This is a genomic window from Rhodohalobacter sulfatireducens, assembly GCF_022012475.1.
GTDB lineage: Bacteria > Bacteroidota > Rhodothermia > Balneolales > Balneolaceae > Rhodohalobacter > Rhodohalobacter sulfatireducens.
This window is the reverse complement of record NZ_JAKLWS010000001.1, coordinates 490,913-504,592: the sequence shown is the minus strand read 5'-3', so window position 1 is coordinate 504,592 and position 13,680 is coordinate 490,913. Positions and strand designations below refer to the sequence as shown.

General features: G+C 42.5%; 16 protein-coding genes. 15 read left to right on the top strand and 1 reads right to left on the bottom strand.

All coding sequences use genetic code 11. The features are described from left to right. Nucleotides 1-56 precede the first annotated feature (56 nt). Entirely contained in the window at nucleotides 57-965 is a 909-nt protein-coding gene (locus tag L6773_RS02200) for a hypothetical protein (RefSeq protein ID WP_237852202.1), read from the bottom strand. 271 nt (nucleotides 966-1,236) lie between these two features. On the opposite strand from L6773_RS02200, the gene L6773_RS02195 reads away from it, so the two are divergent. The 15 genes from L6773_RS02195 (at nucleotide 1,237) to L6773_RS02125 (ending at nucleotide 13,662) form a co-directional block, all read left to right on the top strand. After that, complete coding sequence (locus tag L6773_RS02195; protein ID WP_237852201.1) at nucleotides 1,237-1,686, top strand: NADH-quinone oxidoreductase subunit A; 450 nt, start codon at nucleotides 1,237-1,239, stop codon at nucleotides 1,684-1,686. 33 nt (nucleotides 1,687-1,719) lie between these two features. Beyond that, on the top strand, nucleotides 1,720-2,244 hold the full coding sequence (locus tag L6773_RS02190) for an NADH-quinone oxidoreductase subunit B (protein WP_369431046.1): 525 nt from the start codon (nucleotides 1,720-1,722) through the stop codon (nucleotides 2,242-2,244). Nucleotides 2,245-2,264: 20 nt separating this feature from the next. After that, the gene (locus L6773_RS02185) at nucleotides 2,265-2,750 is read left to right on the top strand and encodes an NADH-quinone oxidoreductase subunit C (protein WP_255727676.1); all 486 of its coding nucleotides are present in this window, start codon (nucleotides 2,265-2,267) and stop codon (nucleotides 2,748-2,750) included. A gap of 18 nt (nucleotides 2,751-2,768) precedes the next feature. Then, the gene (locus tag L6773_RS02180) at nucleotides 2,769-3,911 is read left to right on the top strand and encodes an NADH-quinone oxidoreductase subunit D (protein ID WP_237852200.1); all 1,143 of its coding nucleotides are present in this window, start codon (nucleotides 2,769-2,771) and stop codon (nucleotides 3,909-3,911) included. 102 nt (nucleotides 3,912-4,013) lie between these two features. Continuing rightward, nucleotides 4,014-5,042, top strand: a complete 1,029-nt coding sequence (nuoH, locus tag L6773_RS02175; RefSeq protein WP_237852199.1) for an NADH-quinone oxidoreductase subunit NuoH — start codon at nucleotides 4,014-4,016, stop codon at nucleotides 5,040-5,042. Nucleotides 5,043-5,061: 19 nt separating this feature from the next. Further along, nucleotides 5,062-5,682 carry a NuoI/complex I 23 kDa subunit family protein gene (locus L6773_RS02170; RefSeq protein WP_237852198.1) on the top strand — a complete coding sequence of 207 codons (621 nt, stop codon included), beginning with the start codon at nucleotides 5,062-5,064 and terminating at the stop codon, nucleotides 5,680-5,682. Nucleotides 5,683-5,685: 3 nt separating this feature from the next. Further along, complete coding sequence (locus L6773_RS02165) at nucleotides 5,686-6,204, top strand: NADH-quinone oxidoreductase subunit J family protein (RefSeq protein ID WP_237852197.1); 519 nt, start codon at nucleotides 5,686-5,688, stop codon at nucleotides 6,202-6,204. A gap of 1 nt (nucleotide 6,205) precedes the next feature. After that, a complete protein-coding gene (gene nuoK / locus L6773_RS02160; RefSeq protein ID WP_237852196.1) occupies nucleotides 6,206-6,541 on the top strand; it encodes an NADH-quinone oxidoreductase subunit NuoK in 336 nt (111 codons plus the stop codon). A 39-nt stretch (nucleotides 6,542-6,580) separates the two neighbouring features. Next, nucleotides 6,581-8,617 (top strand): NADH-quinone oxidoreductase subunit L, encoded by a 2,037-nt coding sequence (gene nuoL / locus L6773_RS02155; protein ID WP_237852195.1) that lies wholly within the window; start codon nucleotides 6,581-6,583, stop codon nucleotides 8,615-8,617. A gap of 45 nt (nucleotides 8,618-8,662) precedes the next feature. Continuing rightward, nucleotides 8,663-10,240, top strand: a complete 1,578-nt coding sequence (locus L6773_RS02150) for a complex I subunit 4 family protein (RefSeq protein ID WP_237852194.1) — start codon at nucleotides 8,663-8,665, stop codon at nucleotides 10,238-10,240. 13 nt (nucleotides 10,241-10,253) lie between these two features. Further along, the gene (locus L6773_RS02145) at nucleotides 10,254-11,744 is read left to right on the top strand and encodes an NADH-quinone oxidoreductase subunit N (RefSeq protein WP_237852193.1); all 1,491 of its coding nucleotides are present in this window, start codon (nucleotides 10,254-10,256) and stop codon (nucleotides 11,742-11,744) included. A 55-nt stretch (nucleotides 11,745-11,799) separates the two neighbouring features. Then, nucleotides 11,800-12,225 (top strand): hypothetical protein, encoded by a 426-nt coding sequence (locus tag L6773_RS02140; protein WP_237852192.1) that lies wholly within the window; start codon nucleotides 11,800-11,802, stop codon nucleotides 12,223-12,225. A gap of 88 nt (nucleotides 12,226-12,313) precedes the next feature. Continuing rightward, nucleotides 12,314-12,760 (top strand): RrF2 family transcriptional regulator, encoded by a 447-nt coding sequence (locus L6773_RS02135; RefSeq protein WP_237852191.1) that lies wholly within the window; start codon nucleotides 12,314-12,316, stop codon nucleotides 12,758-12,760. Nucleotides 12,761-12,940: 180 nt separating this feature from the next. Then, the gene (locus tag L6773_RS02130; RefSeq protein ID WP_237852190.1) at nucleotides 12,941-13,120 is read left to right on the top strand and encodes a hypothetical protein; all 180 of its coding nucleotides are present in this window, start codon (nucleotides 12,941-12,943) and stop codon (nucleotides 13,118-13,120) included. Nucleotides 13,121-13,233: 113 nt separating this feature from the next. Further along, nucleotides 13,234-13,662: an RrF2 family transcriptional regulator gene (locus L6773_RS02125; RefSeq protein ID WP_237852189.1), complete on the top strand. Its 429-nt coding sequence runs from the start codon at nucleotides 13,234-13,236 to the stop codon at nucleotides 13,660-13,662. The last annotated feature ends 18 nt before the right edge of the window (nucleotides 13,663-13,680 follow it).

Genomic DNA, 13,680 nt, shown 5'->3' with positions numbered 1-13,680 from the left:
CAATTTCCTTAAATCAGCTTAAGAGGGTTCTATGACAATTTATGAGGGGGAAAATCTTACAACAGATCCCGGAGTGATTGATGCCTTCTGTGAAGCAGCCAAACGATAATCAAACCAAAAAGAAATGTAGAAGAAGCAGTTTCAATCATATGGCTCATCCGTACACTTGCATCAGGAATGAGAGGATTGGAGAGAAGGTGGCCAATATTTTGAGGAACACTCAGAAACAGCCCCACCAATAAAGCCGTCCACCAAGCATTTACACCCGAACCCCGAATAATTGGCACAGCGCACAATGTCCAAAGTAAACCGCGCAGTATCTGAAATGCAAAAAGACCGGGGTCGTCCTCAATAGTATTCAATGTATGTTCAAAGAACGGGGTGATCTCACCCGGTGAACCGTAAAATGCCCTCAAATCTGGATTTTGCCAGGCTATAAAATAACCGGCCAGCCAGTATAAAATCACATAAATCACAGCAATAGCCATTAGTTTCCAGATCCACTGTTTCAGTGGAATGGACTGCATGAATTTTTTCCTTCCGTTGGACGTCAATCTCGTATCGCCAACTATCCATACCGCCAGGGGAATGAACACAAAAGCTACAGGTATACCCATCATAAATAGCTGAATTAGCAGCTCTTCAGAAACGGTTAAAGAGGAGAGAAAATACCAGGTCTCAATTTGAGTGAGAAGAGTTACCGCACCGTAATAAGCAAACGAGAGTGCTGCCGATAGTTTCAAGCTCTTCCAGCGTGAGGTCAAGATTAAAAGTAAAATTACGGTTACATGTGTAACAGCATATATCAGCAAACCGGCAGTCTCAGAAAATGGGCCCGGTTCAGATATTGCGTCCACAGGTATTTCGGTCATTACCATTGTCCCGGTGATGAAAATTACACTGAACAGAACCAGCAGAAGTGCGAGCTTTAAAATCCAGCTTACGACAGAGCGTATTTTATTCATCTCTCCATATTCGTTATCAGAAAAACAGCCATATCTTTTTCAATGTAAATCAATTTCTTTAAATAATTATGTTTTTCAATGTCGGGCATGATCCTCTTTTCGGTCATCCGAATAATCGTTGAATTGTATGAAATTCTGATACTTTTTCACTCGCTTTTGTTTCATAGTTTTTTTTGCTTTCTGAAATCTTTTTAATGTTTGAAACAAATAATTTTGGATAAATAGGTATAAATATCATAATTTAATTTTCAAACGAACTAACAGAAGACAGATGATTACAAATTTTGGTTATGTCCTTCTCTTTATTATTACAGGAGCCCTGTTTGTAGGCGTTGCACTATTCGTATCAAAACTGATCCGTCCTGACCGGCCTAACGACACAAAGTTGATGACCTACGAATGCGGTGAGATTCCATTTGGAGATGCACGTATTCAATTCAACAATCGGTTCTACATTATTGGATTGATGTTCCTGATTTTTGAAGTAGAGATTTTACTTCTGTTTCCCTGGGCAGTTGTTTTTAAAGAGATTGGATGGTTTGCCTTTTTCGTGATGTTTGTATTTGTATTCCTGATTTTTATCGGGTTTATCTATGAACTCGGCAAAGGCGAATTAAAATGGGATATACCTGCGCCGCTTATACCCCGCTATGAAGAAAACGTTGGGGTGATTGAAGAGGAAGAGAAGAGAGAGACTGTACCTTCAGCAAAAAAATTATAGAAAGAGAACTTTTAAAAAAGAAGTATCTGAATTATGGGAATGCTCGATAAAAAATATCACGACAGTAACATTATTATCGTGTCGCTTGAAAGTGCCCTCAACTGGGCCAGGAAGAATTCCCTATGGTATGAACAGTTTGGTCTTGCCTGCTGCGCTATAGAGATGATGGCAACAGCTGCCTCCCGCTACGATTTTGACCGTTTTGGAATTATACCGCGCTCATCACCCCGACAGGCGGATGTGATGATTGTTGCGGGAACCGTGACGTTAAAAATGGCATCACGTATTAAACGTCTTTATGAACAGATGTCTGAGCCACGTTATGTAATTAGCATGGGTTCCTGTTCCAACTGCGGCGGCCCTTATTGGGAACATGGATATCATGTTCTAAAGGGAGTAGATAAAGTGATTCCGGTGGATGTTTACGTTCCCGGATGCCCGCCTCGACCCGAAGCTTTGCTTGAAGGATTTTTGAAACTGCAGGAAAAAATTACAGGTGAAACCATTATCGAAGGAAAAAAAGAAGATCCAGAAAAAGAAACGAAAACCGGCACCTGAGCTTAAACAAACATCGTAAAATGAAATTGCCCGAAGAGATTTTCAACTACCTGAGAGAGAACAACGAGGAAGCCGGCCTGGAATATCAAACAGGTGATATTGGCGAACCATGGATTTTGGTTGAGGCTTCCTCTCTAAAACCTGTTATGAAAACTTTACGAGACGATCCACAACTCTTGTTTGATGTATTGATGTGCCTCAGCGGTGTACATTATCAAAAAGAAGAGGAGTTAGGTGTAACGTATCATATAAACTCCACAAGTTTGGGGCATAAGCTGGCCATCAAAGTTCGGGTACCCATTGACAATCCTCATGTGCCATCCGTTGAATCGATTTGGAAAACAGCAAACTGGCATGAACGCGAAGCCTGGGATATGGTGGGAGTGATTTTTGATGAACATCCCAATCATAAACGAATACTCTGTCCCGAAGACTGGGAAGGCCATCCGCTTCGAAAGGATTATGTTCAACAAGAATTTTACCAGGGGATGCCTACCGGCGAATAAGGAGATATTATGGAAGTGATGATGAATAAAACGACCGATAGTAATTCTGAAAGAAGGGAGATGGTCATCAATATGGGGCCGCAGCACCCCTCCACGCACGGTGTTCTTCGACTGGAGCTTGTATTGGATGGCGAAGTGGTTAAAGAGGTGCGCCCAAATATTGGTTACCTGCACCGATGTTTTGAGAAATACGCCGAAGAACTGGGAGACTACGCCAGCGTAACTCCTTACACCGACCGCATGGATTATGTATCGGCCATGAATCAAGAATTGGGATATGTGATTGCCATTGAGAGATTACTTGAGTTAGAGATCCCGGAACGTGTGGAGTATATCCGCGTAATTATTTCAGAGTTGCAGCGAATCGCCAGTCACCTTTTGGGCATCGGTGCTTTTGGCCTGGACCTCGGAGCTTTTACCCCTTTTCTTTATCTCTTTACGGAAAGAGAAAAAATACTAGACATATTTGAAAAAACCAGTGGCGCCCGATTACTCTACAATTATATGACGGTCGGCGGACTGATGAAGGACGTTCCCAAAGATTTCAAAAAAGATACGGCTGAATTCGTCAAGACTTTCCGCCCAAAAATTAAAGAGCTGAATGATCTTCTCTCTTACAATAAGATTTTCATCAATCGTACGGCTGATATCGGGGTACTCCCTGAAAAAGTTGCACTCAATTATGCTGCATCCGGACCTGTACTGAGAGGTTCCGGCATGAAATGGGATCTTAGAAAAGATGATCCCTACTCTATTTATGACAGATTTGATTTTGATATCCCTGTAGGCAGCGGAGAGGTGGGAACCCTCGGCGATTGCTGGGACCGATATATGGTCCGGGTTCGTGAAATGGAACAAAGCCTTCGGATCATTGAACAGGCGCTGGACGGCATGCCCGATGAAGGAGATGTAACTGAAGCTGTGCCCAAACGGATTCGATTAAAGGAAGGCGAAATTTATTGCCGAACAGAGACTCCAAGAGGCGAATTGGGGTATTACATCATCAGTGATAAAAAGGGCGGTCCGTTTCGGGTGAAAGCGCGGGCACCAAGCTTTGTACACCTGAGTATGCTTCCGGCCATCTCCAAAGGATCACTTATTGCAGATATGGTGGCCATTGTTGGCAGTATTGATATCGTTCTTGGAGAAGTGGATCGATGAAAACGTCATAAAAAATAGAGGTGTGGAAATGTACCGAACAGCCAAACGAAACCAACTTTACTGCAAAACTAAATAAGAGTTTAATATCTAAAACGATAACAAATGATTGAGTCTTACGGAAATATCAACCCGGTACTTGCTGTGCTGATTCATGCCCTGATTCCGCTTACAATCATACTTGTTTATGCGCTTGTAGCCATTTGGGGAGAACGAAAGGTTGCCGGTTTTATACAGGACCGCCTGGGCCCTCACAGAGTTGGCGGATGGCATGGATGGGCCCAATCCATTGCTGACCTTCTGAAATTAATTCAGAAAGAAGACATTGTTCCGAAAGATGCCAGCCGGTTTCTGTTCAAATTTGCACCCTTTATGATGTTTGCTGCATCCTATGCCGCATTTGCCGTTCTCCCTTTCAGCAGTTGGTACATCGGAAGTATGATCGACATTGGTGTTTTTTACCTGATAGCGATTACATCTGTTTTAACACTAAGTGTAATAATGGCCGGATGGGCATCAAACAATAAATGGTCGCTTCTTGGAGGAATGCGGAGTGCAGCCCAGTTGGTCAGTTACGAGGTGCCTACGATTGCCACTGTGTTAACAGTGATTGTTGTATCCGGCTCTCTGAACCTGATGACAGTTACGGAAATGCAGTCCGGCAACGACATACTCGGGTTCCTTCCCAACTGGTTTATCTTTCAAAATCCATTTTTGATCATTGCTTTCGGCATCTTTTTTATCTCCATCCTTGTGGAATCACACCGGGTACCTTTCGACCTGCCCGAATCTGAATCAGAACTGGTTGCAGGATACCAAACGGAATATTCAGGAATGAGATGGGCCATGTTCATGCTTGCCGAATACGCCGATATGCTGTTGCTGTCTCTGCTGGGAGTTACACTTTTCTTTGGCGGATGGAACAGCCCGTTTGGAAGCTTTATGTCTGGTCCGGCCTGGGGATTCTTCTGGTTCTTGCTGAAAGGGTTCATGTTGGTATTCGTGATGATGTGGATACGCTGGACATTGCCAAGATACAGGGTCGATCAATTGATGCATATTTGCTGGGGCATTTTAATTCCTGCCACATTTGTTAACCTCATACTTGTGGCGCTGTGGGAAGTAGTTTTTTAATAAAAATAAGTTTGAAGCTATGACAACTGTAATTAGAGAAGGCTGGACGACATTTAAATCAATTTTTACCGGGATGGGAGTTACGATCCGTCACTTCTTCAAACCTGCAGTTACTGAACTCTACCCTGAAGAGAAAGTTGAACTTCCAAAAGGAGCCCGTGCAAAACTCTATGTTAATATTGATGATTGCATCGGGTGTAATCTGTGTGCACGCGCCTGCCCGGTAAACTGTATAGACATTGAAACCGTAATGGCCACCTCTGATGTGGACTTGGGTAAAACATCTACCGGAAATCCAAAACGTTTTTGGCTCACACAATTCGATATTGATATGGCAAAATGCATGTACTGTGATTTGTGCACCTTTCCCTGCCCTACAGACTGTATTTACATGGTTCCCGAATACGAGTATTCAGAATTTGACCGAACGAATTTAGTCTATCACTTCAGTGATTTAACGCCTGAGAAAGTAGACGAGGTAAAAGAAAAAGCTGAAAAAGAGGCGGAAGAGAAAAAGAAAGAGCGGGAACGAAAAATGAAAGAGAAAAAGGCAAAAGCAAAGGACAAGGCCAAATCGAAGCCGAAGCCAAAGCCAAAGCCGAAACAACCAGATAACAAAAAAGACGACGAGGAGTCCTGATCCATGGAATTTACTGCAATTCTTTTTTATGTCTTTGCGATCCTTACCATCGGGTCTGCGTCGATTATGGTGTTCTCAAAAAATATCGTCCACTCTGCTTTTGCATTGATGTTTACCCTGATAGGAGTCGCCGCTATCTATGTTTTGCTCTATGCCGATTTCCTGGCGGCAACTCAACTGCTTGTATATGTAGGAGGTATTTTGATACTCATTTTATTCGGTGTGATGCTTACCTCACAAGAGTCTGCCAAATTGAATTTTAAAACAGTTACAGTAAACGTTGTACCTGCTTCCATTTTGTCAGTAACTGCATTGGTTTTATTGACCTATGTATTTACTACGACTCAATGGGCTTCCCGAAACCTGGAAACACCCCAGGAAACAGTTGAAATTCTCGGAACCATGCTGATGAGTGATTACCTGCTTCCGTTTATCATAGCCGGGGTACTTCTGCTTATAGCAATTATCGGGTCTATCCTCATGGCCACCCGATTAAACTCTAAACCAACTGAAAGCAATTGATATGGAACCTTCATTCTTACAATGGCTTGCTGATCCGGGACTTTCTCACTTTTTAATATTGAGTGCCATACTATTCTCATTAGGAATTATGGCCGTCCTGTCGAAACGAAATGTAATTATGGTGTTGATGGGGGTAGAACTGATCCTGAATTCGGCAAATATAAATTTCATCGCATTTAGCCGCTTTACCGATCTCTCACTGGACGGTCACATGATCGGGCTCTTTGTGATTATTGTAGCAGCCGCGGAAGCTGCCGTTGCTCTGGCAATTGTACTTAATGCCTACAAACGCTTTAAAACAATTAATCTTGATGACATTAGCATGCTGAAAGGATGATGCTGACAGAAAAGGAAATAACATAATAGAGAATATCACATGTTTACAACTATACCGATAATCATTCTTCTGTTACCCTTACTGGGATTTGTCCTGATGATCTTCTTTGGTAAAAAATTACCCAGGCAGGGTGACTGGCTTTCCTCCGGTCTCATCTCAATTTCTTTACTTCTGTCTATATACCTGCTGATTAATAAAGTCAGTTCGCATTCCGAAGAGATGATATCTCATTCATTTACATGGGTACTGATTGGTTCCGGGAGTATCGAGATTGGAATTGCAATCGATAATCTTGCAGCGGTCATGCTGGTTGTGGTTACCCTGGTGAGTACTCTTGTTCATTTCTTCTCCATGGGATACATGAAGGATGATGTTCGATACTCGCGATACTATGCCTACCTCGGCTTGTTCTCTTTTTCAATGCTGGGGATTGTTATCACAAATAACCTGCTGCTGATGTATGCGGCCTGGGAGTTGGTTGGTATCAGTTCCTATCTGCTGATTGGTCACTGGTATGAAAAAAAATCGGCATCAAATGCGGCAAATAAAGCGTTTATTGTCAACCGAATTGGAGACTTCGGGATGTTTATCGGGATTATGATCCTCTTCTTCTCCTACTCAACTTTCACATTTGAAGCGATATTCAGTTCAATCAACAGCGGACAGCTTCCTTTTGGAAGTGAACAATGGCTGACAGCCGCCGGTATTCTGATTTTCTGCGGAGCGGTAGGAAAATCAGCCCAGTTCCCGCTTCACGTTTGGCTGCCCGACGCGATGGAAGGCCCAACGCCGGTCAGTGCTCTAATACATGCCGCTACCATGGTGGCCGCAGGCGTTTATCTTGTAGCACGAGTTTTTCCAATGCTCACATCAGACGCCTTGTTGGTGATTGCTTATATCGGGGCCATTACTTCTTTAATTGCGGCAACAATTGCAATCACACAGTTTGATATCAAAAAGGTGTTGGCCTACTCTACAATCAGTCAGCTTGGGTATATGATCATGGCACTGGGAGTGGGCGCTTTCACTGCCGGGTTTATGCACCTTGTAACACACGCGGCTTTTAAAGCCGGGCTTTTTCTGGGTGCAGGAAGCGTGATCTATGCGATGCATGAAAGTTTGCACAAAGCAAAAGATCATCATACAGATGCCCAGGATGTCCGAAATATGGGCGGCCTGAAATCAAAAATGCCGATTACCTATATCACATTTTTGGTATTTACGTTGGCTATATCGGGTATTCCTTTCACATCCGGTTTCCTAAGCAAAGATGAGATCTTGGCCGGTACTCTTGCCTTCAGCACGATGAACGGCCACTGGATACTCCCGGTCATCGGATTTGCCGTTGCTGCGATGACAGCCTTGTACATGTTCCGGCTGCTCATTCTCACATTCCATGGAAAACCAGCGGATGAATCAATCATTTCAGGGATCAAAGAGTCTCCAAAAGTGATGACGGTTCCATTGATGGTCCTGGCTGCTTTATCCCTCTTTGTATTCTACAGTTTCAATCCATTGGGTGCTGCAAGCGGTTGGTTTTATGCAGCGATAGAACAACCGATGAGCGTTGTCCCCGAACTGATTCAACCCGCCTCGGCCCACGTGTTTCACGAAGCGGTAGAAAACATTCACGGTATGGCGATGATTATCTCTATCCTGATGGCCGGTGCCGGTGTGTTATTGGCTTTTGCGATGTATCAATGGAAGAAAGTCAATGCAGATAAACTTGCAGAACATGCGGGAGTACTTTACAAAGGAGCTTTCAACAAATGGTATTTCGATGAGTTCTATAGCAAGGCTTTTGTAGGGGGTACCATTATTCTGACGAAGATATTGCGATGGTTTGATGAGAATATCATCGATGGCATTGTGAATGGTTCCGCACATATCACAAAAATTATATCGAGCATCAGCGGCTGGATTGATAACAACGTTGTAGACGGCTTGGTTAACGCAACTGCGAACACGGCTGACAGGGCCGGCGGATTGCTCAGTAAAATTCAAACGGGAAAAGTTCAGGTATACCTGGTTTACGTAGTATTCAGCTTCCTGGTGCTTTTCATCCTGTTCTTATAAATGACTTAACGATATTGAAAGAAAAACAATAAGAGAACGGTTACTATGGAACTTCAAATATTAGGCATTGGTATTCTAACCTGGCTTGTTTTTATCCCGATTTTGGGGATGGCGGCCGTACTGCTGATACCCGGGAAAAACGAAAATGCCATTCGCTGGACGGCAGCTGTCGCCACGGGTATCCAGCTTGTTTTGGCAATCGTCATCTTTTCGGTTTTTGATCGAACAAAAATTGGTATCAACGAAGCGGAAACCTTCCAGTTCGTTGAACATTTTAGTTGGATCACAGTCGATTCTGTTCCATGGGTTGGACGCATTGAAATTACCTACTTCCTCGGGCTGGACGGCCTCAGCGCAATTATGGTAATTCTTACCTCACTGATCGGTTTGATCGGGGTGATCTCTTCATGGAATATTAAGAAGATGGTGAAGGGTTATTTTGCACTTTACCTGCTGTTGGTAACCGGGATGATGGGTGTATTTGTTGCGCTTGATTTCTTCCTGTTCTTCATTTTCTGGGAAGTGATGCTTCTGCCAATGTACTTTTTGATTGGCCTCTGGGGCGGCCCAAGACGAGAATATGCGGCTATTAAGTTTTTCCTCTATACATTTGTTGGCGGTATACTGATGCTGCTTGCCATGCTTGCTCTCTACTTTAGTGTTGCTTATACCGACCCTGCAACCGGACAGACCGTTCACACCTTCAATATGCTCCATATGATGAATCCGGAGAATTATATTGAAGGGGGACTCTTAACCGGTGTTGATACAACCTGGCGCTACGTTGCCTGGATGGCACTGTTTATAAACTTTGCGATTAAAATACCACTCTTTCCATTTCATACCTGGCTGCCTGATGCCCACGTTGAGGCACCAACACCTATCAGTGTAATTTTGGCCGGTATATTGCTGAAATTGGGAACTTACGGGCTTCTTCGCGTAAACTTCCCCATCTTCCCGGATGCAACCCAGTACTTCGTAACCTTTATGGCGATCCTGGGAATGATCAGCATAATTTACGGGGCGCTATGTGCAATGGCCCAGGACGATTTCAAGAAACTGATCGCCTATTCATCCATCAGTCATATGGGTATTGTAGTGCTTGGTATTGCTGCACTCAACACGCAGGGAATGGTTGGCGGTGTTTTGCAGATGTTCAACCACGGAATAATTACAGCCGTACTCTTCCTCTCAGTAGGTGTACTCTACGACAGGACACATACCCGCGGACTCTACGATTTCGGGGGAATTGCAAACCAGATGCCCAAGTATACCGGCGTTGCAATGATCGGCATGTTTGCCGGACTTGGCCTGCCGGGATTGAACGGATTTGTGAGTGAACTCTTCTCCTTCCTGGGGGCATTCGAAGCTTACAAGTGGATTACCATGATATCCGTAACAGGCATCATCTTCACTGCGGGATATATTTTGTGGACGGTTCAGCGAGTATACCTTGGGGAACGGCCTGACAAACTGAAAGATCTTAAAGATCTCACACCGCGAGAAATCCTCGCATTTACACCGCTGATTATCCTCATCGTTTTTCTCGGCATCTACCCGGCGCCGGCGATTGAACTGATGAATACATCGCTGAGCTTCCTGGTTGAATTTGTGACGAACTGAAGAATTTAAAATCATGATCGAACAAGCATTACATAGTATAAGCCAGTTTTACCCGGAGATCGTCATTATCCTGACGCTTTGTGTGATCATTGTGGCTGATCTTATCATAAAAAGTGATAAACCGGTCACCGGTTGGATCATGCTGGGTGGGTTGGTCATTTCAGGAATCACCATTTTATTTCAAGCCGGTCAAAATGGATCCTTCTTTTACAATATGGTTGTTGTGGATCCATTTGCCGTCTTTTTCAAATTATTACTGGTTCTTGCCGGCATTTTCGTTGTACTGTTCTCGCTTCAAAGCAAAGAACTTGACAGTTACTACACCCGAAAAGGTGAATATTATATGCTTTTGTCCGGCATGATGCTTGGCATGATGCTTATGGTGAGCTCTACCAACTTGCTGATGATATACATCGCTTTTGAAGTGACGAGTATCAGTTCTTATGTACTTGTTGGTTTTACTAAAAAGGAAACAGATTCAGCCGAAGCCTCTACGAAATATATTATTTACGGGGCGGTGTCTTCGGGAATCATGTTATACGGAATTTCAATTTTAATTGGATTCACCGGCGCAACAGACCTGGCAGCTATCAATGATGCATTACAGAATCGCGCGGATATTCCAATGATTTTGAATATCTCTATCCTGATGATTTTAGTGGGAATGGGCTTTAAAATTGCAGTGGTTCCTTTTCACTTTTGGGCACCTGACGTGTATGAAGGGGCCCCCATTACCATTACCGCGATTCTTGCAGTTGCATCTAAAACGGCTGCTCTTGGGTTATTGATTCGATTTTTCTCCGTCTCCTTTATTGATTCCAACGGCCTGACGGCTACCGGAATTTGGCAAACTATTGAGGGTATTCATTGGACAACACTTCTGGGTGGAATGGCGGCACTGGCCATGATTGTAGGGAACCTGACAGCTCTCCGGCAGGATAATATCAAACGGATGCTTGCTTACTCCAGCATTGCACATGCCGGTTACTTGTTGATGGGCGTCGTAATTTTAGCCCAGGAAGGCTTGGCCTCCATCATGTTATATCTCTTTATCTACCTGTTTATGAACTTGGGTGCTTTTTATGTTGCGATGCTTTTTTCCAATTCTATTCAAACCGAGTCGATTGAAAAATATAAAGGCCTTGGATTCCGGGCTCCCCTGGAAAGTATAGCTATGACAATTTTCCTTGTATCCCTAACAGGAATTCCACCTACGGGAGGATTTGTAGCCAAGCTTTACATCTTTAGTGCTGCAATAAGCGGCGGTTGGATTTGGCTGGTGACAATTGCCGGTATTACTACCGTTATCTCCCTTTTTTACTATATCCGGGTTGTAAAAAACATGTTTTTCTACAAGCCTGAATCAAATGAAGGCATAATTCAGTTCGACCTGCCGTCCAAAACCATTTTATTAATTTTACTGGTTCCGATACTCCTGTTCGGTATATACTTTTCACCCATTCTTGAATTCGCAAAAAATTCTGTTCAGATATTTGGAATGTAAAACAAAAAATTATTGCCAGAGATGATATAACCCACAACTTATAACCCTTCGAATTATGGCTAATCAAAATTTCACCGAACTGTTTCAGAAAGCTGAGAATGATCTCAATGAAGCCAGAGAAGAACTCTATCAACCCGCCGAGGATGTTGTTACCTATTCTGTCTGTGTAACTTCAAGAAGGGCTTTGTATAACTTTTTGAGTTGCCTGACCATTCTCTATGCCGAGGAAAATGATGAACCGGTCAAGGAACATCAAACCATTGAAGCTATGATTGAATATTGCAGTCAGTATAATGATCAATTGAAGGAAATTGACTTTTCAGGTCTCTACTGTAAATGCCAGAAGGATATTCACGAAAACCAAAAAGAAGCTTACTTTTGCAACGACGTTCAAAAAGTGAACTATTGCAGAAAGCTTGCTGAAAAAGTAAGAGAACTGGTGATAGAAAAGGGTGGGGAAAAGATTCCCCAGGAAGCTTAAGAGTTACAATCCTACATTTAGGATTTTTCGAACTTTTTATCCAATTTAAGCTCCTCTTAAAAACTGAAACATAACTAATGATTCATTAATGTTTTCAACCTCTTGTCACTACGGCCTTCAGGCCATGATATTTATAGCTCTGCATGCCACAGAAAATGAAAATGTGGGACTGAGCAGGATTGCCGAAGAGCAGGATATCCCCAAACATTTCCTCAGTAAAATTTTACAAATGCTGGTGAAGAATAAACTGCTTGTTTCTATGAAAGGGCCAACGGGTGGATTCAATCTGAATCGCCCTGCTTCACAAATTTCACTCATCGAAGTGATTGATGCGATTGATGGATTGGACGTGTTTAATAAATGTGGAATCGGTTTTAAGAAGTGTAGTGATAAGCACCCGTGTCCTATTCATCACGATTATAAAAAAGTAAGAAATCGTATTCAGAAACTATTTGAAACCAAAACTCTGCAAGAGTTGGCAGAGGATGTAGAAAGTGGCGATAATATAATTAGCCTGGGAAAATCGAAGAAATAAATCTTTCGAGACAGTATTTAAAATCAGAAAGCTGCTTCATTGACAACGACTCAAAATTGATGATGCCTAGAATGTGGAATCACCTTTAGATTGTAACTAAATAAGCATTTTTATCACTTTATATTGGAGTTTTTTATCTAAATATCTTATATATGAAATGTACGGTTAAACCATTTAAGAATGGATTTGAATACCATGGTCTTAATAATCAACGACAGATGTATCAACTTTGGTTACCGGGAGAAAGAGTGGCCGTACCCTGAAAGTATCATCGTTCAGTCGGAATCTTCGGAAACCGAAACTGAACTAATCAAAAAACAAAAACAACTGAATCAAGAATTATTTGTCGGGAGAAATTAAAATCCGGGGAAAGGTTCAAAACTAATTCAGACAAAAAGATTATCAAGAAAATTAATAATTGACCTCTTTTTCAATTAATGAAGTGAGATCAAGACACATTTAAATCGGCAATTATGTTTTCAGCATCGTGCCATTACGGATTACAGGCAATGTTTTACATCGCTTCGCACTCAACAGAAGAAACCAATGTAGATCTGAATACAATTGCCCATGAGCAGGATATTCCAAAACATTTTTTAAGTAAAATTTTGCAATTGCTTGTTAAAAATAAACTACTCATTTCAATGAAGGGTCCTAATGGAGGATTTCGATTAAGCCGGCCTGCAGACGGTATTACGCTTATTGAAATAGTTGAAGCGATTGACGGGTTGGACATTTTTGAACAGTGCGGGATTGGATTTCGAGAGTGTGATGAAAATGATCCCTGTCCTATCCATACCGATTATAAACGAATACGAGACCATGTAAGATACCTGTTTGAAACCAAGACTTTAGAAGCCCTGACAAAGGATGTACTGGCGGGGATCTCCTTGCAAAAATAATAGAATGAAAACGTACTG